Genomic DNA, 23,800 nt, shown 5'->3' on the forward strand with positions numbered 1-23,800 from the left:
TCGGTGAGTCTTTAGACTCCAGTGCCGGTAACAGACCCTTATAGGGTCAAAGCAAGCCACCGGCTTAGCCGGTGGTCTTGACTGTATACCCAGATAAATTGGAGAACTAGAAGAAAGAGGTGGCAGCTTGTATTTTAATCTAATGGATTTATTAAGAAAAACAGGAATGGTGGGCGAAAGCCGTTTCATAAACAAAAGTGGTGATAAAGAAAACAGAGTAAAGATTACAGCAGTGCGGTGGGCAGAAGGGGAAGGACAGGAAAAGCCCATTCAAAAAGAGGCCGTTTATGTCCTGCCTTTGTCAGGACAATTTATTATGGAAAGCTTAGATTTATATGAGAAGGCCGGATGTACAGGCGTTGTACTGATTGGAGACAAGCTGGGGTCGTACAGAGAGTATAAAGGCCGGATGGCTGTGGCAGAGGCTGTAAGCGCTATGTCCCCAGTGGAAATTGCACAGGCATTGTGCGACGTTGTAATACAGGAGTGTCAGGATAGCTACAGAGAGATTGTGGATACAAACAGATATTTATCTAATAATACTTTAAACAGGCATAATATTGTGGAGATGCTGGAATATTTTAAAGGTTTAATGAAGAACCCAGTGGCTGTTTTTGACAGAATGTTTCACTGCCTTGCTGCCACAGATGAGTTCCTGAAAGACTTAATTTGCCTGCGCACGCTGCCTAATAAGGTATCTTTAGACAGCAAATATCTTACCAGATATTTTGTAAGGCAAAGGGTATCTTTACATGTGGAAGGAACACAAAGGGAATATACCATGATTTCCTTTCCGATCTCCTTTCAGGGAAAGGTTAAGGCTTTTCTTTCTATACCTCAGATATACCAGAAAGTAGAAGGTCTGGACTATCCCAAAATGGAAATCACAGCCTCTGCCATTATGGCGGAGCTAAAACATGAATTTGCCCTTCAGATGGCGGAGGAAAGGAATATCGACAGCTTTTTTTATAATTTGATTCACAGAAAAAACCCTGATTTAGAGGAACTGAAGGAACAGGCCAGATTGTTTGGATTTAAAAATGATAGGCCCTTTATAACAATAATTTTTTGTGTAGAATGTCAGGGAGAGATTTTAGATGCACCGTTAAGTTTAAGCAGTATGCTAAGGCCGTCTAAAGAAGAAAAAATGTTCTTGACAGTGAAAAAGTGTGTGGAAGATATGGGGGAACCTGTTTTAACAGGTTATGTAAATGGAAAAATTATGGCTCTTCTGGAAACTGATTCTATGGAGGCACAGGGAGTTTTACATATTAAAGAATGCTGCAAAAAAGTAAAAAAGGCTTTTAAGGTTCAATTTACAAAAAGTAAGGTGCAGATAGGCGTGGGAAGCGGGGAGAAGGATTTAAGCAAAATTTGTAAAAGCTACGAAAATGCAAAACGGGCAGTTTCGTATGGAAGGCTGCTTTACGGGGAGGAAACAGACTATATTGTAGAGTATAAGGATACAGTGCTTCTAAAGCTAATAGGAAGTATGGGAGATCAGGAGGAACTTAAAAATTTAGTTCCTCCAGGCCTGTATTTCATACAGGAATATGATAAGGCCCACAATTCCAGGTTGTTAGATACAATCACGGTTTATTTTGAATATAATTGCAATCTTAGGCAAAGCGCTGATGTAATGAATATACATTATAAGACAATGGCATACAGGATGAACCAGATTTATGAAATATGTAAAACAGATTTTTCAGAAAGCGATACCAAACTGCATTATGCTCTGGGGATAAAAATACTTGGACTTTTAAGAGATGTGGACAAAGAAAAGTAGGAATGAAATTAGAAATGGAAGAGAAGCAGACAGCACTGTAATTTTTTATTATAGTAAATAGTTTTCCCCGTTTCAACTGTAAACTAAGGATAATATTTCAGGTATTTCTTTATCATACAGGGATATATTATCCAGGATTTTTCTGTGCTAGGATAATTGTATAAAAGTTGCAACAAAAAATATAAATCTCCGGCGATTAAAAAGGAAAGGAGTATGGATGTTAGAAAACGTATTTAATGATATGGTTCTGGTCAGCCTTCTGCTGGCAGCAGGATTTGTGGTAAGAGAGATTATTAAGCCTTTACAGAAAATATTTCTGCCAGCTTGTATTGTGGGAGGACTTATTGGTCTGGCCCTTGGGCAGCAGGGGTTAAAAATAATTACTATTCCAGATTCGTTCAGCGGTTATACAAATATATTAATGCGGATTATTTTAACTACAGTTGTGCTGGGAGTGTCTATTACTGTAAAAAAGGTTGTAGAACATGTGGATTTTACACTTTTAGCTGTCTTTCTTTTTGGGGGCCAGCTGATTCTGGGAGTTATTGTGGCAATGGCATTTTCCGGTATGTTTCCTCTTTTGCCTGATGGGTGGGGAATTCTTGGAGTATTTGCATTTTTTGGAGCTCATGGACCGGCGGCCAGCGCAGGGGCCATTTTAGAGGAATATGGTTCTTCAGGGGCCATTAGTATGGCAATGGTTTTGGCTACAGGCGGCGTTATTATTTCTATGACTGTAGGAATGTTTATTGTCAATTACGGAATAAGAAAGGGCTGGAGCAAGTTTGTAACAGAGCCGAAAAAACAGCCGGCCTGGTTTTTTGGAGGCCCTTTGCCTGAAAAGGAACAGGAGTCTTTAGGAAAAACCACAACGACTCCGTTAAGCGTTAACACTTTAATGCTTAATTTAAGCATTATTTTAGCCGCATATTTTATAGGCAACGTGATTTTTAAAATAGGAATGGTATTTATTCCGGTACTGTCTAAATTAAACGCAATGTTATATGGGATTGTAGGAGGCCTGATTCTCTGGCCCATTATGAAAAGGTGTAAATATGACAAATTTGTAGATAAAAATGTGCTGAGCAATATTAGTTCATTTTGTCTGGAAATTGTAGTTCTCACAGCAATGGCAAGCGTTTCCCTGGATATTATTGTGGAATTCTGGCTTCCAATATTAGTGGATATTATTATTTCCTGCGGGTTCACAGTATTATTTTCCATGTGGTACATGAAAAAGCTGCACAATGATCAGTGGTTTGAAAAGGCGTGTATGCAAATTGGAAACTGCACTGGCTCTACGGCAAACGGTCTGGCCCTTGTGCGAGCCATTGACCCTAAGGGAGAATCTTGTATTCCAGAAGCTTTAGGCGTTTATAATGCAGTATTCTTCTGGTGGCAGATGTTGGCTCCAGTATTGGGAGCGTTAATTCTCACCAATCTTTGGGCGGTAATAGGAATCGGAGGTGTATTTATTTTAGCAGGAATTGTACTGACCTGGCTATTTTTTAAGAGAAAGTAACAGTGAGAAATTAAGAGGCAAAATAGAGGAGGAAATATAGATGACGCCGTTAATGAATTGTGAAAAGCTGCTGGAGGGATTTGAGCCTGATTTTGAATTTATCCCTCCAAAGGCAATTCCGGAAACAGAATTTTATTCCAGAATAGAAAAAATAAGAAGGGCTGCCGTTGTGGCGGAACATGATGTAACCCTTATAAATGCAAACCCTGCCATAAATTATAATACATCCAATAAGTTTTTAAGGTATGCCTGCGACTGGCCCAGGGAAGGGATATTGATGATTCCTACAGACAGCCAGAAAGGCCTGCAGCTATTTTCTTTTTGGTCCCAGTCGGTGCTGCTTCCCCCTTCCTTTGGAGAAGCAATTGGAGTTGAAAAACTTTATCAGGTGGGGGCTTTGGGAAGAGAGTATTCAGGGAGACCCTATATTTCAGAAGAAAAATTAATAGAGGGCGTGGCAAAGGCTCTGACAGAGTTGGGATATGATAAGGGAAGCATAGGAGTGATGGGGGATAACTCATCTAAAAAACATTGGAGCAACCTGCAGACATTGCTGCCAAAAGTGAAAATATCAGACGAAACTCATGTGATTTTAGATATGCAGCATTTAAGAACAAAAAGTGAAATAGACCAGATACGGGCTTCTGCACAGCTGATGGATATTGGTTTTCAGGCAGCGTGCCATGTGTGCAGACCTGGAGTGACAGATTTTGAGCTGTATGCGGCGTTTACATTTGCCCAAATGGCCAGGGGAGGAGAAAGCGGGGACGGGTACCAGATAGGAGTGAACAGGTATGGAACTCACTGCGGAAAAGCTTATGGGCATAGAATCACATCAGGAGATTTAATTAATTTCTATATTTCAGGAATTTCTTACAGAGGATATTCCGCTCAGTCAGCCCGCATGATTGCAGTGGGCAATATAACTGCTAAGCAGGAGGAAACGCTGGAAGTATGTACGGAGGCGCTGCGCAGAGCGGAGCAGGCAATCAAGCCTGGAGTTCCGATTTGCCACATTAATAAAGCAGGATTTATACCATTTATAGACCATGGGTACATAAAAGATGATATAACTGCCAACATGCCTTACAACTGGGCTCCCAATGACGACATGACAGCTATGGAAATTCCGGTGCAATATGTTCCGGATGCAGATTTTGAAGAGACAGGCCGTAAGCTTATGCATATATATCCTCCTGTAGCAGGCCCTCACAATCCTAATATGGGTCATGGCGTGGGGATGCCTGGAGATCCTAAATTTAATATTACATCTCACAATACAGATATTTGCGCGCCTGGACTGTGCTTTGTTATTCATCCTCAGTGGCTGGTTCCCATGGAATCAGGGGCCAATATTGGAAACTGCTATGTAGTAACAGAAGACGGGTATGAGAATTTAACGTGTCATACTCCTATAGAAACAGTGCGGATTAAAGCCTGATTCTTATTTTTATCCCCTCTTTTTCTAAATAGATTGTTCTTACAATTTTGTAAGAGAATTTACAAATTACACAAACCTATTGACAGGCAGGATTTTCCATAATAGAGTGTAATCATGGGGAAAGGAGCGGGGAAAATGAAAAAAATAAAATCATTTTTATCAATTATAATTACAGCTGCAATGGTGTTTTCCACTGTTGGTATGACCTCATGGGCAGATACCAGAAAAAAAATCACTTCAGTATCTCTTACAATTACATCTGACATTAATATTGGAGATGATTACGACAATGATGCTGTGGAGGTAGAGTCGGCCAGCACCAGATATGCAGTAGATTCTGTAGAAATTTTAAATTCAGGTTTTATGTGGGAGGCAGATGATACGCCTCAGGTTAAGGTTTACCTGCAGGCAGAGGAGGATTTTTATTTTTCTTTAACCTCCAGCAAAGTCAGGCTGAAGGGAGCCACCTATGTAACAGCCAGCAAAAAGGATTCTTCCACTATGCTGATGATTACTATGAATCTGCCGTCTTTGTCAGAAAGAGTGGCGGACATTGAGACAGTAACTATGGGAGATGACGGCGTAGCTTCCTGGGCGGAGATTGCAGGGGCCGGCTGCTATGAAGTAAGGCTTTTAAGGGACGGCAAGTATCTGGGAGATATAAAAACAGTGTCCTCAACCAGCTGCAATCTGCTGGACAATATGACAAAAGCCGGAGTTTATACTGCAAAGGTGCGGCCGGTAAATAAAGTAAAGGCAGACACAAAGGGAGACTGGGTAGAGTCTAATTCCTTATATATTAATGAGGAGAAGGCCAGCGCCATCCGCAGCGGCAGCCTGCTTTTAGGCGGACAGTGGATGCAGGAAGAGTCTGGAAAATGGTGGTATCAGCGCAGCGACGGCACATATCCTGCAAACTCCTGGCAGTCTATTGATGAAAAATGGTATTATTTTGACCAGCAGGGCTACATGAATACAGGATGGGTGCAGACTGGAGGAAGATGGTATTATTGTGATGAATCCGGAATGATGCTTTCCAATACATATACAGTAGACGGCTATAAATTAGGGGCAGACGGAGCGCTAATCCAATAAATAAAAAAGGAAGAATCAGATATGAGTGAAAATGTAAAGCAGAATCAGACAGAAAACAAGGTTCCTGTACAGCGTTTAAAAAGAGAGTTAAAATACCAGGGGACAATTTTAAAGATCTATGAGGACACAGTAATTGCCAACGGGCATGAGGCCCACTGGGATTTTATACATCACGACGGAGCGGCGGCGGTAGTGCCGGTGAGAGACGACGGAAAAATTTTAATGGTGCGCCAGTACAGAAATGCTTTAGACAGATATACACTGGAAATTCCTGCCGGAAAGTTGGATGAGCCTGGAGAGCCTAAAATTCAGTGCGCCTACAGGGAGCTGGAGGAGGAAACCGGATTCAGAACAGAAAATATGGAATATTTAATCAGCGTCAACACTACAGTGGCTTTTTGCGATGAAGCTATAGATATTTTTGTGGCAAGAGATTTGATCCCTTCTAAACAGAATCTGGACGAGGATGAGGAAATTGAGGTGGAGGCCTGGAGTATAAAAGACCTTCAGAAATTGATTTTTGAGGGAACTATTTCCGACGGAAAGACAGTGGCGGCTCTTATGGCATACGCAAGGAAGTACAACGTGGAATAAAACCTTTGGCGCAATCATAAGATTGTGTAAAAGAGGGGCAGGCAGGTGAGGGACCTTGGCTCTGCGGATGAAATATGAGGACTGGCTGCTGGCATTTTTTCTTGTGGGGATTCTGGCCGGCACATTGGCGGTAAACCTTATGGGAGGGGCAGTGAAAGAGCAGACGGCATATATGGGCAGTTTTCTTTCCGCCGCATCTCAGATCAGAGGGCAGTCGTTGAGAGAGTTCTTTTTATTTATTTTGCGGCAAAGACTGGCAGAAGCAGGGATTATATGGTTTTTAGCTATGACAGTATTTGCCAAAAAAGGCTTTTGCCTGGCGGCAGTACTTTATGGCTTTAGTATTTCAGTAATACTTTCAGTAATTACATGTGAAAAAGGCGTATTTGGTCTGCCTTGCTTTGCAGCGATGGTATTTCCCCAGTGGATGTTCTATGCTTTTTCCTGGCTGGCAGCTGCCAGAGCCGGAGGAAGAGATGAGAGAAAGGGAATTATGAAGCTGATTCCAGTAGCAGTATTTGCCGTGATGGCGGGAAGCTTTTGCGAGGCATTTATAAACCCTGTAATTTTAAAAAATCTGTAAGTAAGCCTTAGTGTGCGCCTCGGCGCACACTTTATATTTTATTATGAAAATTCACATTCCCAAGTTTCGTGATATATGTCCCTGCTTTCATCCCACTGGTTAAAAAACTCGCTTTCTACCTTGTGAAAACCAAATTTGCCATATAGATGTCTTGCCGGCTTTAAAATATCTAAAGTACCAAGGCTGATGTGAATATACCCCTTTTCTTTACAAAAATTCATTGCTATCTCCAGCAGTTTAGTGCCTAATCCTTGTCCCTGCATACTTGTGTCAACTCCAAACCAACGTAACTGAGCCTTATTAGCGCCTCTTTTAATTATAGCAATATCGCCTACAATTTGGCCGTCAGCTTCGGCTATCCACATTTGGTTGCCTTTTAAATCATCATAAAGCTCTGCCATTCCTCCTAACATTTCTTTTTCATATAATCCGTTAAAACCATATTGTTTTTCATAAAGCTTATACTGAAAATAGCATATCATGCTAGGATCCCCTGGTTTGTAGGTGCGGATAGTGATTTGATTATTCATGTTTACTCCTTTCCAATGTCCCCGCGCAGTGTGTTTTCAATAAATACCATGGCTTCACAAAGTTTCGCGCAGGTTTCCTCATCTAAAGTTCTTAATTTATCAATAATTTGCTTATCACCGTTTTGATCAATTCGTTCAGCCTCTTTTTTTCCTGTCTCTGTCAGCCAGATCTTTTTTAATCCTTTGCTTCCCGGCAGAGTTTCCCGGATTAAAAATTCACATTTTTCAAATTTACTGAGAATTCTACTAATATAGCTTTTATCCATGTTAAGATGCTGACACAAGTCAGTTGCGCTGATGCCTGGACAGATATAAATATCAAATAAGATTCGAGCCTCAGGCCAGGATAAGTCTGTCCCTAAATATCCTTTATTCATTACATCCAACCATACAGTATAATACCGATTAAATTCTCGTATCCTTTTAATTACATTATTATCCAAATATTAACCTCCTTTCATTAGTTGATTTTGTCAACTCTTATTTTTATATAAAAATAGTAGCACTCGTGGAAGACCTCGTGAACTATTTTTCATGTATCGCACGTAAGTGCCTAAAACACAGGCACTAAGTGCTGATAACAATAAAATATAAAATTTTTTTTACAACATGTTGAGCCTTTTAGCAATGTGGTTTCAACATGTTGTATTTTTATGTAAATTTATAAGAAAATAAGGGAAAAGTGGGGAAAAAGTGTTTGATTTTATAGAAAAATGTGGATATAATGTTATCAGAAGGCCTATTTTTACCTAATGTGGGGGAGATCGCAGGCCAGGGGGAAGGAAATGATTGGTGAGATAGAGAAATTTATTATTTATCTGCGGGAGGTTAAAAAGCTGTCCAAAAATACAGAAGTATCTTACCGAAGAGACTTGGCTCAAATGGCGGCGTTTCTTGCAGATAAGGGTGTAACAGACATTACAAAAGTGACGAAGACTGTGCTTAATTCTTATATTCTTTATTTAGAAAAAGAAGGAAGGGCCTCCACTACTATTTCTCGTGTAATGGCGTCTATGAAGGCTTTTTTTCATTATGAGGTGATGGAGGGGAGACTGAGAAGAGATCCTGCAGAACTGATGAAAGCGCCAAAGGTAGAGAAAAAGATACCGGTAATTTTAAGCGTGAATGAGGTGAACTGCCTTTTGGCTCAGCCAAACGGAGGGGAGCCTAAGGAGATAAGAGATAAGGCTATGCTGGAGCTTTTATATGCTACAGGCATCAGAGTTTCAGAGCTGATTCACTTAAAAGTGGATGATATTAATTTGTCCATAGGTTTTATTACATGCAGAGATGAAAGAAGGGAAAGGACGGTTCCCTTTGGAAAGGTTGCCAGCCAGGCCCTTATTCAGTATATGGAGCAGGCAAGACCTTTGCTTTTAAAAGGGAGAACGTCGGAGTGGCTTTTCACTAATTGCAACGGACAGCCTATGAGCCGTCAGGGCTTTTGGAAAATTGTAAAGCACTATGGAGAGCAGGCAGGCATTAAGGCGGATATTACCCCTCACACGCTGCGCCATTCTTTTGCGGCTCATTTGCTGGGAAACGGGGCGGATATTCATGCAGTACAGGCGCTGCTGGGACATTCAGATATGGCCACAACTCAAAGTTACATCACATATTCCAGGTTGGAAAATGAAAGGGCTGCATACGCCCAGGTACATCCCAGAGGATAAAAATTATATATAAAGGAGAAACCAGAAGAATAAATCGTTTAGATATTCCTCTGGTTTTTTCTTTGGATATAGGGTAGAATAACCATTAGCATATGTCAGAAAAAGAGAAAAGTGGAAGGAGATTTTTTATGTCACATAACAGCACAGCAGAGAAAATAATAAGAGGAGCAGTAGTTATGGCAGCAATTTCCGCAGCGTTTATAGCAGGCTCTGAAACTATTTATCAGTCTCTCAGCCGTATAGGCCGTCCTTTCAGCGAAGAGCCGATTTACACTCCGGGAGTCTATACAGAAGAAGAAAACGGTTACGGCGGGCCTGTAACAGTAACTATAAAAGTGACGGACAGGGAAATTTTAAGTGTGAAAGCAGACGGGGCAAATGAAACAGACGGGATAGGCAGCAAAGCCGTAAATCAGCTTCCTTTAATGATGGTAAAAAGACAGACATGTAATGTGGACGGCATCAGCGGAGCTACAAAAAGCAGCGCCGCAGTGAAGACAGCGGCGGCAAAGGCCTTGGCTCATGCCAGGGGAGAGGAATATGTGGAGGAAAAACCGGCTGGCTTTGTTACTCCGGACCATATGGCAGACGGCACATATAAATATGAGCAGGGATTTGACGACTCAGGCTACAACAATATTGTCACATTAGAAATAAAGAACGGAAAAGTAGCAGCCTGTTCCTGGGACGCGTTAAATCAGGATGGCGTATATAAAAGCCAGCTTTGTATGAACGGAGAATACGTAATGACAGAAAACGGTCCCACATGGGATGAACAGGCAAAGGCCCTGGCACAGTATGTGATAGAAAATCAGTCCATTGAAAATCTGGCGGACAGTAATGGATATACAAATCAGGTGGCCTCTGTAAGCATTAATATTTTTCCGTTTATTAATGGAATTAAAAGCTGTATGATGTCTGCGGCAGGTATTGAGGAGTAAAATCCTAAGATAAAGTCTTTGGCTGAGCCATTGCGCGGAAACCTCCGCCGTGATATCATAAAGGGAAGTATAACCAGGAGGACAGGAAGATGAAAAAACTTGAAGATTATGTGAGAAGTATACCAGATTTTCCGGAGCCGGGGATTATCTTTCGGGATGTAACTACTATTCTGCAGGATTCTGACGGACTGCATATGGCGGTGGACGGTTTAAGGGACCTGGTGAAGGGGCTGGATTATGATGTGGTAATTGGACCAGAATCCAGAGGCTTTATTTTCGGCGTTCCGGTGGCCTATGCAGAGCACAAAAGCTTTGTGCCTGTAAGAAAAAAGGGAAAGCTGCCCTGCGAGACAATACAGGCGGAGTATGAGCTGGAATACGGAACAGCAGTTGTGGAGATGCATAAGGACTCTATTAAACCAGGGCAAAAGGTAGTAATTGTAGACGATTTAATGGCTACAGGAGGAACAATTGAGGCAATTATCAAAATGGTAGAACAGCTGGGAGGACAGATTGTAAAGGTCTGTTTTGTTATGGAGCTGGCAGGACTTTGCGGCAGAAAAAGGCTGGAAGGCTACCAGGTGGATTCGCTGATTGTATATGAGGGAAAATGAAAGGTAAAAAAGAGATGGTAACACAAGAACAGATTGCCAGAAACCTTCATATCTCCAGGACAACTGTAGCAAGAGCGTTTAAGGGACAATTTGTCAGCGAGGAAACTAGAAAAAAGGTATTGGAGGAGGCAAAAAGGCTTGGATATGAGCCTAATGCTGCCGCCACAAGTCTGGCTTTGAAAAATACAAAGGACATTTATGCCTTTATTATCGCTACCATTGACGAAGGATATGGCAGACAGACAAAAGAAGGCATTATGGAAGCTGCTAGAATGTGGAAGGGCTATAACTTTGAAATACACGTAATATTTACAGATATTACGAAAGGCTCTCAGGGCTGCAGGATTCAGATGGAGCAGTTTTTTGAAGTGATTAATAAAGAAAAGGCTGACGGCATTATTTTCAGCGCCTTATCTCAGGAAAATATGGATTGGGTGGAAAGAGTATGCCGGGAAAAGCGGCTTCCTCTTATGACCTTGGATATGATTTACAAGTGCGACAATTTATGTCATGTGGGGCCGGACTATTTTAATTTGGGCACCTATTCCGCCGCATATATTGCAGGGCTGATGATGAAACGAGGATATATTCTTACTTTAGGCTATGACGAGGGGTATGAGCTGAGCAAGCTGAGAATGGAGGGATTTCACCATAAATTAAAAGAATATCCGGAAATTGTATGCAGGGATGTGAATCTGGAACAAATATCCAGCTTATATTACAGAAAGATTTTGGAGGAAGAGTTTAGAAAACAGGTGCCTGTGGCTGTGTACGCGCCTTATCATGTAGATTACATAGGAGATTTCCTGAAAGAGAAGGGGCTAGAGCATCAGGTGATTACCATAAGCAACGGTATTAACGAAAAAATAGAAAAATACTTATTTGATGGAACCATTGACGGCATTGTGTCTGCCAGGCCTTATTTTTTAGGGGCAGTGGCGGCCAGCAATTTTTTCAAATACTTTTTCAGAAAAACAGAGATGCTTCAGGGAACCATAGACGTGTCCTGTGATATTTACATAAAAGAAAATTATAACCGATACGACAAGATTTTTTGATTTGTGCAGAATAGACAAAAAATCTCAATAAAATTGTTTATAATGGGGAAAAAGACGGAAATAGAAAAGATCATGTTGCATCCCTCTGAAGATTATGATAATATAAAATCATCCTAAATGTTCGCGCGGACAATAAAAGTAACAAAGGTTGAGAAAAGGTAATATTATAATTTACCATATTTTTTTAAACAGAAATGCTCGCGTGAACATTTCTAGAAAAGGGGATAATTATGGCAAAAAAAATGTATGTAATCGGTATGGTGAGTTTTTTATCAGCAGTAAGCACATTTTCTTCATTAGCATGTACTTTAGTGGGAGCTAACGGCGGAGCTACAGTGACAGGAAATGCTTATATTGCTTCTACAAGTGATAATCCATATTTGCCGGGGCCGAGGAAACCAGTTTATGTAACAATTCCAAAAGATGGAGGCTATAAGTTTGTGCATACGCCATGTCTTATTAAAAATGAAGATGGAACGTTTGAGGATGTAGGGTCTGACCGTGGAATGAATGAGACAGGTTTTAGCTGGACAAGATCATGGGTAGTGCCAGACGAACCTGAAGATCCTAACAAGATGGCAGCAGTCGACTGGTTTGTAAAAATGGGTTCTACAATATCAAATGTGGATGAGGCAATTGAGTTTGTAAAAAATAATCCTAAAGGAATAGGTTGTCAGGGCAATTATATTTTTGCAGATGGAGAAGGAAATATGGCAGTTGTGGAAGTTGGATTTCAGACAGTTACGGTTGTAGGAAAATGGGATAAAAACCACAGCGGGCTTGCAGCTAGGGCAAATAGATGGGAATCTGAAGCTATGAAACCATTAGATATCAGTGCAACAGAAAATTCTGTTTATTATAATACATCTGAGTATCGCTATACAAGAGCAGCACAGCTGGTAAATATAAATTCTGGAAATATTACTATTGATACTATGAAAGATATAATTGGTGATACAAACAAAGAAGCAGATCTGTCTATGCCTCATTTAAATTCTATTAATAATCATGGAGTGACAGATGGAACAATTAGCGCAGAAGTTTGTGACCCGGCGAATAGGACCTTTTGGTATACATATGGATGGTTGGACAGTAAATTTAATCCAGGGGATCCAGCTGTGTATGGGGCAAATAAAAATTCCTGGGAAGGTCAGTGGATTCCGTTTATTATACCGGCATTGAAAGAAGAGGGATTTTACACAGACTGGGATGGGAATCTTACGGAAATGGGAGAAAGATACATGGCCTCTCTGTAGTTGTAAATGAATGATAGAGTATCTGTAAAAATCAATAATAAGTGATGGAATGAAAAATGATTGATAAATTATTAATAAATGGCGTGATTGTCAGCCATACAGAAACATACCGCGGAAATATTGGCATTGAAAATGGAAAAATCTGTGCCATTACGGCTCCTGATGAAAGGCCGGTTGCCAGAGAAGTGATTGATGTAAAGGGGAAGTATGTGATTCCCGGGGGAATTGATTCTCACATTCATTTTCAGGACCCTGGCTTTACAGAAAGAGAGGATTTTGAAAGCGGCACAGCTGCAGCGGCGGTGGGGGGAGTGACAACAGGAATTTCCCATCCTTTAAATCTGCCTCCTGTGGTAGATTTGGAAAGCTATGAATTTACAGTAAAGGCTTACGAAAATAGAGGATACATAGATTACGGCATTCACGCAGGCGGGACGGCGGGAAACTGTAGCTTAATTGAACAGCTGTGGACGGATACAGGAGCCACGTCCATTAAAATGTTTATGTGTTTTTCAGTGGCAGAATTTCCATATGTTAAGGACGACGCTTTATATGAAATTCTTACAAAAGTGGCTGCAGTTGACGGCCTGGCTATGATTCACGCTGAAAATAATGAGCTGATTCAGTACCATGAAAAAAGATTAAAGGCAGAGGGCAGAAAGGACCCTATGGCTTATTTGGAATCACATTGTGAGGAGGGAGAGTTAGAGTCTGTAAAACGGGCTTTATACTATCTGGAGATTACAGGCGCAAAAGGAGTGATTCTGCACAGCGGCATGTGCAGCGCTTTGCGGGAAATCAGAGCCGCCAAGCAGCGGGGCGTAAAAGTGTATGCCGAGTGCTGTCCTCATTTTCTCACATTTAATGATCAGGATATGGCAGAATATGGTCCATATTTAAAATTCTCCCCTGTTATGCGGGACGAGAAGAACAGGCAGGAGCTGTGGAAACTTTTGGAGGAGGGCTATATTCAGACAATGGGCTCTGACCACAGTCCTTATACAGAGGAAGAGAAGCGGCGGGGCATGATGAATATTTGGGATGCGCCAAATGGAATACCGGGAGTGCAGATGACAATGCCAGTTCTGCTTAACGGCGTAAATGAAGGAAAATTGTCCTTCCAAAGATTAGTGGAAATTACCAGCTGGAATCCGTCCAGAATTTATGGCCTGGATTACTGCAAGGGCTCTATAACTATTGGTAAGGATGCAGATCTGGTAGTTGTAGATATGGATAAAAAGCATACATTTGCAAAATCAGACATAAAGAGCAAGGCAAAATGGTCGCCTTATGTGGGGAAAACATTTAAAGGATGGCCGGTTATGACATTTGTCCGAGGGGAAGTTGTAGCTGAAAACGGAAATGTGATTGGAAAAGCCGGATTTGGAAAGTATGTAGAAAGAAAAAAATACGCTGAGAAAAAGCGTTAAAGAAAGAGAGGAAATTATATATGAAAATTTTAGTTGCAAATCCAAATAGTTCAGAGATCGTAACAGGGATCATTATGGAGTCTGCAAAAAGGAAGGTGAAGGATCCTACAACAGAACTGATTCCTCTGACCAATCCTAAGGGAACAAAAAATATTGACTGTGGTTTTGCAGATTATCAGTCTGTTTGGAGCTTTATCAGAGCTATTTTAGAGAAAGTAGATGAAATTCATCCGGATGCAGTTGTTTTAGCCGGGTTTGGAAACGTAGGCGTGTTTGCTTTAAAAGAGGCTTTAAATATTCCTGTTCTCAGCATTTCCGAGACAACCCAGACGCTGGCTTGTTTAATGGGACACAAGTATACAGTACTGACTATGCTGAAGCAGTTTATTCCTTACCAGGAGGATTTAGTGCGCCTTTACAGACTTCAGGATAAATGTGCTTCAGTAAGAGGTATTAATGTAAATGTTGAGAAATGTGTAACAGACAGAGAAGAGACCTTAAATCAGCTGAAGGAAGAAATTCTGAAGATTGCCGAGGAAGACGGAGCAGAAGTAGTGGTTTTAGGCTGCGCAGGTCTTTGCGGATACGATGAGGCTCTTCAGGAGTTAGTGGGAATGCCTGTGTTAGATCCTGTTACTGTTACAGTAAAGGTTGCTGAAATGATGGTGGAGACAGGCTTGTGTCACAGCAAGAGAAGAAAATTTGCAAATCCTCCTCAGGATTTTGAAGCATATTTTTGGGATGGAGAAAAGTAGAAAATATCCAAAAATGGATAATAACGAGCGGGGCAGGATATAAAGTAAAGGGGGAAAATGACTTGAAATCAGTAAAAATTATTAAGACAGTTGAGAAATTTCCAGGTGGCATGATGGTAATCCCACTTCTTTTAGGGTGCATTGTCAATACATTTTTTCCGGGATTTTTAGGAATTGGAGGATTTACAACAGCGTTATTGTCAAATAAAGGTGCAGCTACTTTTGTTGGAATGTTTATTTTCTGCTGTGGAGCTTCTATTAATGTAAGGCAGATTGGAGAACCTTTTTATAAGGGAGCAGTTCTCACATTTACAAAGTTTGCGATTGGTGTAGCTATTGGAGTAATAGTAGGAAAGATATTTGGTCCTGCAGGTATTTTTACAATAACGCCTTTGGCGATTATTGCAGCCATTACTAATTCTAACAGCGTAATGTACTCTATATTGGCTAAACAGTACGGTGTGCCCACTGATGTGGGGGCAGTTTCTGTACTTTCCTTAAACGATGGTCCGTTTTTTACTATGATTGCCTTAGGTTTGACAGGAATGGCCGACATACCTTTTATGTCTATTGTTGCAGTTTTAGTGCCTTTAGGTTTAGGGATGCTTTTAGGAAATCTGGATGAGGATGTAAGAGAATTGTGTGAAAAAGGTATGCCTATTATTATTCCATTTAACGGTTTCTGTTTAGGAGCAGGCATGAACTTAATGGATGTAATTAATGCAGGCGTGCCAGGAATTATTTTAGGTTTAGTATCTATGATCAGCACAGGCTTCGGATGTTACTGGGCGTATAATTTCTTCTTTGGAAGAAAGAAGAAAACTGCTGTAGGAGCAGGAGTTGGAAATACTGCAGGCAACGCAGTAGCTACTCCCCCGGCTATTGGGGCTGCAGATCCGTCTCTGGCACCTTACGCAGCCGCAGCTACGGCGCAGGTGGCTGCAGCATGTGTAATCACAGCGCTCTTATGTCCTTTGCTGACAGCCTGGCTTCATAAGCGGCTGGAGAAAAAAGAATTGGCAAAAGCCAGACAAGGTTAAAAAAATTTAAATAAAAAGAACCTGGGGTTAAATAGTAAGTTTGCCTTCTGCTTATCATGTGTATGCATTTTTCCCACATATGTACAGGATATGGCGGATATAATCCGACATAGACGTACAGGTGTAAGGGAAAACACGCGAACACAGATATCAGAAGGCTTCCTTTTACTCATTTAACCCCAGCTTTTTTATTTTGGAAGGAGCATGAAAAGTTTTACTCCCAGTTCTACATCCAGTCTGGTTTGCCGGTCGTCCAGAGAGATCTCTGCAATCTGGCAGATTCTGTCCATTCTGTGCAGCATAGTTTTATAGTGAATAAATAATTCTTTTGCTGTTTTGCTTAAATTTAAGTTATTTCCCAAAAGGGAATCCAGTGTTTCTAAATACTGGGTATTGTTGGCCTTATCGTATTCAGCCAAACGTTTTACTGAGGGAGGAATAATCTGCTCTAAGTTTTCCCTGTGGGAGTAGGTAGCCAGCATACGCAAAGCGCCTAAATCGTCGTATTTTACAATATTATTTTGAAATACCCGTCCAAACTGTAAAGCGTCTGAAGCCTCCTGCACCTTTCTGGACAACTGGGAAATATCTGAAGCGATTCCGCTGATTCCAGCGTAAAAACTCATAGCCCCGTACATTTTTCCCACATATTGATTTAATTTGGAAATCATATCTGTCATGTGGGCAAAAAGCTGGCCGGGGGTCTGTTCCTCGGCAGTCTCATATAAAATATGAAGAAAATCATCCTGAATGCAGAAAAAATAATTCGTTTTAGGAATCAGGTGAGCCAGCTCGATTAAGGCCTCAGGGATTTTGGAGGAGTTTCTTATAGATTCCAGCTGAAGGGAGGCCACAAGGTAAGAATCCTCCCTGCCCCAGCCATATCCGGCAGCCTTTTCCTCAATCTCTTTTAAAGTCAAACTGCCTCTGAATAAATCGTTTAAAAAGGCAGAAATATATTTCTGTTCAATTTCAGCTACATAATATTTTTTCAGGAAGAAAACAGCCAGCAAATTAGCGGAGGATTTTAAAAGCCCTTCTAAATTTTCATCTAAATACTGATTCATCACTGCTTCTAAATATCCGTTTACTTCTCCCATACACATAATAGGAAGGGAGATTCTGTCGGCTACAGCCCGTTCAGGATGAAACTGGTCTGACTGGGAACAGTAGACAATATTTTTTTCTGAATCACAGAGAAATATTGCAGCAGGGATGTACTGTATCAGGTAATCTAATATAGCCTGTTCCTGAGCTCCTGAAGCTAAAAGCTGGGACAGGTTATTTTGCAGCTCCATATAGTAGGCAGCCTTATTGTCCAGAATCTGTTTCATTACCGCTGAAACCACATCGAAAAAACGAATGTCTGGGGGAAGCTCAATAATAGGAATCCCATAAACATTACCTGCTTCAATAATTTCCTTGGGAATTTTAGAAAGACGGGCGCCTGTTTTTATGATTAAGGCGCTGATATTTTTAGAAGCTAAGCTGTCTATATACTCCTGAAAGGACATAGGGCCTGTAACGGCTCCGTACATAGAAGTAAGCAGAATTTCTCCCCCGGCCAGCCAGTGAATTAAGTCGGGATCTTCGGCCGTAGTGATGCCGGTGACAGAGCGGGATAAACCAGCAGCGCCGGCGCTGATGGAAACATTTTTGAAAATATCCAGTTTTAGTATTTCCGCTACTGTTAAAGCACCCATTATGACTCACTCCCTGTTGCATTTACACGTACAAATCTTAACTTTTCTATTATACCACAGTACATTTTAGAAAAAAAGACAGAAAAAAGTAGAATAATTGGATAAAACTGCACAAGCTGAATTATCCTGTTGTACTAATGCCATTGGAAAACATGATGTAGTATAATGGGATGAATAATTAATACATAAAAATGTATAATTAATGAAAAAATTTCAGTAAGTTTTACAAAAGGAGAGGAAGAGTATGGAAACTGTAGTAAATTATGGAATATTGTCGATTCTGCCCCCGTTAATAGCTATTTCTCTGGCGTTAATAACAAAGCAGACAGTATTTTCCCTGATTGTAGGCCTTTGGGCCGGAGTGACAATTATTAACGGATGGAATCCTATTTTGGCCCTGCCCAAAATGATTTCAGATTTTTTTATTCCTTTAATTGCCAATGAAAGTAATGCAGGAATGCTGGTGTTAATTACAGCCTGCGGCGGATTTGTATATATGATTAAGGTGTCCGGCGCCTCCAGAGCTTTCGGCGATATTGCCTCCAAAAGAGTAAAGACCAGAACCCAGGCTCAGCTGGTGACTTATTTCAGTGCATTTGCGTTTATTTATACAGAGCCTACCTTAACCTTAGGCTCTTTAATGAGGCCGATTACAGAAAGGCTGAAGGTATCCAGAGTAAAGCTGGCTTATATCTGCGACGTTATGGGCTGTCCTTTTGCAACCTTATCCCCGATTACCAGCTACAGTACATATGCAACCAGCCTGATTGCAGCCCAGTTTGCCGCTTTAGCCATATCAGGAAACCCATGGGTTACATTTGTAAAGGCGATTCCTTATAATTTTTATGCATTATTCGGGATGCTGGCCTTACTGTTCGTTATTATAGCCAAATTAGATATCGGCCCTATGTATTATGCAGAAAAGAGAGCTGTGGAAACAGGAACGCTGATCGGCGAGAACGACGTGCCTATGTCTAAATATGATATGGATGAGGACGCTATGTTCCAGGGAAAAAATATTACTATTTTAAATTTTCTGGCCCCTATTATCACTCTTTTTGTGGTGCTTCTGGCAATGATTATGTGGACCGGGGATGCAAAAACAAACGGAATCGGCGGAGCCTTTATGAACTCCAGCATTACATTGTGTATCTCCCTTAGCTTTTTAGTATCAGCGGCAGTGGCAGGCCTGATGGGAGTTAAATCCGGCGTGCTGAAATTAGGGGACGTGGTGCCTGAATTCTGCAAAGGAGTTTCCTTAAACTCAGATATTCCCTTGATCTTGATTCTGGCCTGGTCCATTGGTTCCCTTACAGGAAAAATGGATTTAAAAGGATATTTAATTGGTCTTTTAGAGACTTATAATGTGGCTCCTGGAATTATGCCTATGCTGATTTTTATAGTGGGAGCCTTTGTAGGCTTTTCCACAGGAAGCTCCTGGGGAGTGTGGGCCATCACTATGCCGATTGCTTTGCCTATTGCCCACAGCTTTGGGGTGCCTATTGAGCTGATGATCGGCGCATGTTTATCTGGAGGAGTATTTGGGGATCACTGTTCCCCGATTTCTGACACTACTATTTTGGCTTCCACAGCAGCGGGAGCAGACCATATTCAGCATGTAAGAACTCAGCTGCCTTACAGCTTAGCAGTAGGAGGCTGCAGCGCCGTAGGCTTTTTAGTGGGCGGTATGATTTCCCCTGTGTTAGGTTTAGCTGTTACAGCTCTGGGAATTGGCGCAGTATTTTTCGGCCTTCATCAGTATGCAGTAAAACGATATGGAAACTAAGGGTACAATAATTGGATGAAAAGAGGGAATAAGGTTTATCCTATTGTTCCAATGTATTTATCATTAACGCTGTAGTATAATGAAGTGCATAAATACTACATGAAAATGTATAAGTGGAGGAATGAACGATGCTGAAGTTCACATTAAAAAGGTTAGCATACCTGGTTTTGGTACTGATTGGAGTATCATTCCTGGTGTTCCTGCTCCTTTATATGACGCCAGGCGATCCGGTGCGAATGATGTTGGGAGAATCAGCTACCCCGGAAGCTCAGGCAGAATTAAGACAGGAATTAGGACTGGATGATCCGTTTCTTGTGCAGTACGGCCGTTATATGGCAGATATTGTGCTGCATCAGGATTTAGGAACCTCATATTCCACCAGAAGACCTGTTCTGGATGAAATTATGGCAGTATTTCCAAATACTGTGCAGCTGGCTACAGCCGCTATTGTAATTGCCGTAGTGCTGGGCACATTTTTAGGAATTATTTCTGCAGTAAAACAAAACTCCCTGCTGGACAACGCGGTTATGATATTGGCTCTAATCGGTACGTCGGCCCCTATTTTCTGGATAGGAATATTGATGATCCTATTGTTCTCTGTAAAACTAGGCTGGCTGCCTCCCTCTGGTTTCGGCAGCTTTGAACAGCTGATTATGCCTGCTTTAGCTTTAGGAATGCAAAGTACAGCAGTGGTGGCCAGAATGACCAGATCCAGTATGTTGGAAGTAATCCGCCAGGACTTTGTAAAAACAGCCAGAGCGAAGGGACAGAAGGAAAGCGTTGTTATTATGAAGCATGTATTCCGCAACGCCTTGATTCCGGTTATTACAGTAATCGGTCTTCAGTTTGGAACACTTTTAGGCGGAGCCATGCTGACAGAGGTTGTATTCTCCATTCCGGGAGTTGGCCGTCTGATGATTGAGGCAATTAAGCAAAGGGATTTCCCTATTGTTCAGGGCAGCGTTTTATTCGTTGCAGCATGTTTCTCATTGGTAAACCTGGCGGTAGACCTGCTTTATGCAGTTGTTGACCCTAAGGTTTCCAAAGAATAAAAGGCTGGGAGGTATTATTCAACATGGAAGAAAAAAAATCCAGAAGTCAGCTTCTGACAGTCTTAAAAGCGCTGAGCCAGAATAAAATGGCGATTTTAGGATTGATTATTCTGATTATTCTTTTATTCACAGGCATTTTTGCTCATGTGATCGCACCTTACGATTATGCAAAGCAGGACCTGGCTAATGCGTTCCAGCATCCCAGCGCCCAGCACCTGTTTGGAACAGACGAATTTGGCCGTGACATTTTCAGCCGTATTGTGTACGGGGCCAGAATGTCTCTGCTGGTAGGTTTTGTATCTGTAGGTATCGCCGTAATTATCGGAGGAGCCTTAGGCGCAGTGGCAGGATATTATGGAAAGCGTGTAGATAACCTGATTATGCGTATTATGGACGTGCTTTTAGCTATACCTCAGACCCTTCTGGCTATTGCCATTGTAGCGGCTCTGGGAACAGGTCTTGTAAACCTGATGATAGCTGTAGGTATTTCATCAGTGCCTACTTATGCCCGTATTGTACGAGCTTCTGTATTAACAATCAGGGAGGAAGAGTATATTGAGGCCGCCAAGGCTTCCGGTACCAGAAACTCCAAAATTATTATCAAACATATCCTTCCAAACTGTGTGGCGCCTGTTATTGTACAGGTTACCTTAGGTATTGCAGGAGCGATTCTTACAGCTGCCGGCATGAGCTTTATTGGACTTGGTATTCAGCCGCCTAACCCGGAATGGGGAAATATGCTTTCTACAGGCCGTGATTATATTCGAGGATATGCTTATATGACCATGTTCCCAGGTCTTGCCATTGTAATTACCGTGCTTTCTCTGAATCTTTTGGGAGATGGATTAAGAGATGCCCTTGACCCGAAACTGAGAAATTAATGAAAGGCGGAGCAGAACATGGATAAGGAAAAAGTATTGGACGTAAATGAAAATTTATTGGACATTAAGGATTTAAGCGTCACATATAAAACAGAGGACGGCGTTGTATATGCTGTCAACAACTTAAATTTAAGTATTGGACACAAAGAAACTCTTGGATTTGTAGGGGAGACAGGGGCAGGAAAAACAACTACAGCCATGACCATTATGGGGCTGCTTCCCATACCTCCAGGAAAAGTAACTTCCGGGGAGATTTTGTTTGACGGAAGGGACATGCTGAAAATCAGCGACAGGGAGAGAAGAGGAATTTTAGGAGAGGAAATATCTATGATTTTCCAGGACCCTATGACCTCCTTAAACCCATCTATGAAGGTGGGAGATCAGATTGTGGAAATGATTCGCCTTCATAAAAGTATCGGAAAAAAGGAAGCCTTTGAAGAGGCCTGCGGTTTACTGGAAATGGTAGGTATCAGAAGAGAAAGAGCCAATGATTATCCTCACCAGTTTTCAGGGGGAATGAAGCAGAGAGTAGTAATCGCTATCGCCCTGGCCTGTCGTCCTAAAATGATTATTGCAGACGAGCCTACAACAGCCTTAGACGTAACGATTCAGGCTCAGGTTATGAATCTGATTAAGGAATTAAAGGAAAAACTGGGCACTTCCATGATCCTTATTACTCACGATTTAGGAATTGTGGCAGAAATATGCGACAAGGTGGCCATTATGTACGCAGGACAGGTGGTAGAGTACGCTCAGGTAGAAAAGATTTACAATAATCCATGCCACCCATATACAAAAGGACTTTTTAACTCTATTCCAAAGCTGGACACAGAGGAAGAGTGGCTGGAGGAAATTCACGGTCTGCCGCCGGAGCCTACAGAGAAAATTGAGGGCTGTTCCTTTAACCCAAGATGTCCTAATTGTATGGAGATTTGCAAGCACAAAAAACCGGATATCACATGTGTAGACGGGGAGCATTACACCAGATGCTTTTTATATGAAAAGCAGGAGGAGGGAAAGAAAGATGAGTAATCAGGAAGAAAGATTAGTAGAAATTAATCATCTGAAAAAATATTTCCATGTAAATAAAGGACTTCTCCATGCTGTAGACGACGTAAGCTTTTATATTAATAAGGGAGAAACATTAGGTCTTGTAGGAGAATCCGGATGTGGAAAATCCACTACAGGAAGAACCTTGATTCGCCTGTTGGACGCTGACAGCGGAGAGGTGAATTTCCATGGGGAGAATGTGCTGGCTTTTAACAAAAGTCAGATGAAAACATTCAGAGAACATGTACAGATGGTGTTTCAGGACCCATACTCCTGTTTAAATCCAAGACTTTCTGTATTTGATCTGATTGCAGAGCCATTAACTAATATGGATGAATACAGAAAAGACAGAAAGAAGTTAGATGCCAGAGTAAGAGAGCTGATGGATGTAGTAGGACTTTCCAGAAGGTTAATTAACGCTTATCCCCATGAGTTAGACGGAGGAAGAAGACAGCGTGTGGGAATCGCCAGGGCTCTGTCTGTAAATCCGGAATTTATTGTGCTGGACGAGCCGGTGTCTGCTTTGGACGTATGTATTCAGGCTCAGATTATTAACCTTTTAAAACGTCTTCAGCAGGATTTAGGCCTGACATATTTATTTATTTCCCACGATTTAAGCGTAGTAAAGCATATCAGCAACAGAATCGGCGTTATGTATTTGGGAAAAATTGTGGAGCTTAGCGATTATAAATCTATTTTTGATAATCCTTTACATCCATATACAAAAGCTCTTTTATCTGCCATTCCTATTCCTAAGGTGGGAGTGGACAGAGAGCAGATTATTTTAAAGGGAGATGTTCCCAGCCCTGTAAATCTTCCGGGAGGCTGCCGTTTTGCAGGCCGCTGCCCTTACGCTACAGAGCTTTGCAAAAAGGAAGATCCTGAATTAATCAACACAGGGGACGACCATTTTGTAGCCTGCCACTTAGCGGGAAAAGTTTAAATGCAATCCTGTCTTATGACAGTTTGCCATTGGAAATTCTTTAAAAATAAGATTTTTAGTTTTT

At 41.4% G+C, this 23,800-nt stretch carries 22 protein-coding genes; 19 read left to right on the top strand and 3 right to left on the bottom strand.

Annotation, left to right across the window (positions count from 1 at the left end; translation table 11 throughout):
• Positions 1 to 127 precede the first annotated feature (127 nt).
• The 6 genes from C1A07_RS11530 to C1A07_RS11555 all read left to right on the top strand — a co-directional run bounded on the left by C1A07_RS11530 (position 128) and on the right by C1A07_RS11555 (position 7,024).
• Positions 128 to 1,789 carry a PucR family transcriptional regulator gene (locus C1A07_RS11530; RefSeq protein WP_101877229.1) on the top strand — a complete coding sequence of 554 codons (1,662 nt, stop codon included), beginning with the start codon at positions 128 to 130 and terminating at the stop codon, positions 1,787 to 1,789.
• A gap of 217 nt (positions 1,790 to 2,006) precedes the next feature.
• Positions 2,007 to 3,311, top strand: a complete 1,305-nt coding sequence (locus C1A07_RS11535; protein WP_101877230.1) for a sodium/glutamate symporter — start codon at positions 2,007 to 2,009, stop codon at positions 3,309 to 3,311.
• 40 nt (positions 3,312 to 3,351) lie between these two features.
• Positions 3,352 to 4,752, top strand: a complete 1,401-nt coding sequence (locus C1A07_RS11540) for a M24 family metallopeptidase (protein ID WP_101877231.1) — start codon at positions 3,352 to 3,354, stop codon at positions 4,750 to 4,752.
• 135 nt (positions 4,753 to 4,887) lie between these two features.
• Positions 4,888 to 5,847 carry a cell wall-binding protein gene (locus C1A07_RS11545; protein WP_180952238.1) on the top strand — a complete coding sequence of 320 codons (960 nt, stop codon included), beginning with the start codon at positions 4,888 to 4,890 and terminating at the stop codon, positions 5,845 to 5,847.
• Between the two features lie 21 nt (positions 5,848 to 5,868).
• Positions 5,869 to 6,441, top strand: a complete 573-nt coding sequence (locus C1A07_RS11550; protein ID WP_101877233.1) for an NUDIX hydrolase — start codon at positions 5,869 to 5,871, stop codon at positions 6,439 to 6,441.
• Between the two features lie 55 nt (positions 6,442 to 6,496).
• Entirely contained in the window at positions 6,497 to 7,024 is a 528-nt protein-coding gene (locus C1A07_RS11555; protein ID WP_145996055.1) for a stage II sporulation protein M, read from the top strand.
• Positions 7,025 to 7,065: 41 nt separating this feature from the next.
• Here the strand turns inward: C1A07_RS11555 and C1A07_RS11560 are convergent, their stop codons facing one another.
• Positions 7,066 to 7,554: a GNAT family N-acetyltransferase gene (locus C1A07_RS11560; protein WP_101877235.1), complete on the bottom strand. Its 489-nt coding sequence runs from the start codon at positions 7,552 to 7,554 to the stop codon at positions 7,066 to 7,068.
• Positions 7,555 to 7,556: 2 nt separating this feature from the next.
• Positions 7,557 to 7,997: a MarR family winged helix-turn-helix transcriptional regulator gene (locus C1A07_RS11565; RefSeq protein WP_101877236.1), complete on the bottom strand. Its 441-nt coding sequence runs from the start codon at positions 7,995 to 7,997 to the stop codon at positions 7,557 to 7,559.
• Positions 7,998 to 8,339: 342 nt separating this feature from the next.
• Here C1A07_RS11565 and C1A07_RS11570 point away from each other — a divergent pair, with 342 nt between their 5' ends.
• The 8 genes from C1A07_RS11570 to C1A07_RS11605 all read left to right on the top strand — a co-directional run bounded on the left by C1A07_RS11570 (position 8,340) and on the right by C1A07_RS11605 (position 16,321).
• Complete coding sequence (locus tag C1A07_RS11570; protein ID WP_101877237.1) at positions 8,340 to 9,227, top strand: site-specific tyrosine recombinase; 888 nt, start codon at positions 8,340 to 8,342, stop codon at positions 9,225 to 9,227.
• Between the two features lie 128 nt (positions 9,228 to 9,355).
• A complete protein-coding gene (locus C1A07_RS11575) occupies positions 9,356 to 10,168 on the top strand; it encodes an FMN-binding protein (protein WP_180952239.1) in 813 nt (270 codons plus the stop codon).
• Positions 10,169 to 10,257: 89 nt separating this feature from the next.
• Positions 10,258 to 10,782, top strand: a complete 525-nt coding sequence (locus tag C1A07_RS11580) for an adenine phosphoribosyltransferase (RefSeq protein ID WP_101877239.1) — start codon at positions 10,258 to 10,260, stop codon at positions 10,780 to 10,782.
• Positions 10,779 to 11,840, top strand: a complete 1,062-nt coding sequence (locus tag C1A07_RS11585) for a LacI family DNA-binding transcriptional regulator (protein ID WP_101877240.1) — start codon at positions 10,779 to 10,781, stop codon at positions 11,838 to 11,840. The genes C1A07_RS11580 and C1A07_RS11585 overlap by 4 nt, the downstream gene beginning before the upstream one ends.
• A 230-nt stretch (positions 11,841 to 12,070) precedes the next feature.
• The gene (locus C1A07_RS11590) at positions 12,071 to 13,096 is read left to right on the top strand and encodes a carcinine hydrolase/isopenicillin-N N-acyltransferase family protein (protein WP_101877241.1); all 1,026 of its coding nucleotides are present in this window, start codon (positions 12,071 to 12,073) and stop codon (positions 13,094 to 13,096) included.
• Positions 13,097 to 13,152: 56 nt separating this feature from the next.
• Positions 13,153 to 14,526, top strand: a complete 1,374-nt coding sequence (locus tag C1A07_RS11595) for a dihydroorotase (RefSeq protein WP_101877242.1) — start codon at positions 13,153 to 13,155, stop codon at positions 14,524 to 14,526.
• A gap of 20 nt (positions 14,527 to 14,546) precedes the next feature.
• Positions 14,547 to 15,281, top strand: a complete 735-nt coding sequence (locus C1A07_RS11600; RefSeq protein WP_101877243.1) for an aspartate/glutamate racemase family protein — start codon at positions 14,547 to 14,549, stop codon at positions 15,279 to 15,281.
• 62 nt (positions 15,282 to 15,343) lie between these two features.
• Entirely contained in the window at positions 15,344 to 16,321 is a 978-nt protein-coding gene (locus C1A07_RS11605; protein ID WP_278321060.1) for a 2-keto-3-deoxygluconate permease, read from the top strand.
• 188 nt (positions 16,322 to 16,509) lie between these two features.
• Here the strand turns inward: C1A07_RS11605 and C1A07_RS11610 are convergent, their stop codons facing one another.
• Complete coding sequence (locus C1A07_RS11610; RefSeq protein ID WP_101877244.1) at positions 16,510 to 18,024, bottom strand: PucR family transcriptional regulator; 1,515 nt, start codon at positions 18,022 to 18,024, stop codon at positions 16,510 to 16,512.
• Positions 18,025 to 18,268: 244 nt separating this feature from the next.
• On the opposite strand from C1A07_RS11610, the gene C1A07_RS11615 reads away from it, so the two are divergent.
• The 5 genes from C1A07_RS11615 to C1A07_RS11635 all read left to right on the top strand — a co-directional run bounded on the left by C1A07_RS11615 (position 18,269) and on the right by C1A07_RS11635 (position 23,736).
• Entirely contained in the window at positions 18,269 to 19,810 is a 1,542-nt protein-coding gene (locus C1A07_RS11615) for a Na+/H+ antiporter NhaC family protein (RefSeq protein ID WP_101877245.1), read from the top strand.
• A 128-nt stretch (positions 19,811 to 19,938) separates the two neighbouring features.
• Positions 19,939 to 20,862, top strand: coding sequence for a nickel ABC transporter permease (gene nikB / locus C1A07_RS11620; RefSeq protein ID WP_101877246.1), 924 nt, complete (start codon positions 19,939 to 19,941; stop codon positions 20,860 to 20,862).
• 23 nt (positions 20,863 to 20,885) lie between these two features.
• Positions 20,886 to 21,743, top strand: coding sequence for a nickel transporter permease (gene nikC, locus C1A07_RS11625; RefSeq protein ID WP_101877247.1), 858 nt, complete (start codon positions 20,886 to 20,888; stop codon positions 21,741 to 21,743).
• An 18-nt stretch (positions 21,744 to 21,761) separates the two neighbouring features.
• On the top strand, positions 21,762 to 22,775 hold the full coding sequence (locus tag C1A07_RS11630) for an ABC transporter ATP-binding protein (RefSeq protein ID WP_101877248.1): 1,014 nt from the start codon (positions 21,762 to 21,764) through the stop codon (positions 22,773 to 22,775).
• Positions 22,768 to 23,736 carry an ABC transporter ATP-binding protein gene (locus C1A07_RS11635; RefSeq protein ID WP_101877249.1) on the top strand — a complete coding sequence of 323 codons (969 nt, stop codon included), beginning with the start codon at positions 22,768 to 22,770 and terminating at the stop codon, positions 23,734 to 23,736. Before C1A07_RS11630 ends, C1A07_RS11635 begins: the two co-directional genes overlap by 8 nt.
• Positions 23,737 to 23,800: the final 64 nt, after the last annotated feature.

It is taken from the genome of Lachnoclostridium edouardi (assembly GCF_900240245.1).
GTDB classification, from domain to species: Bacteria; Bacillota; Clostridia; order Lachnospirales; family Lachnospiraceae; genus Lachnoclostridium_A; species Lachnoclostridium_A edouardi.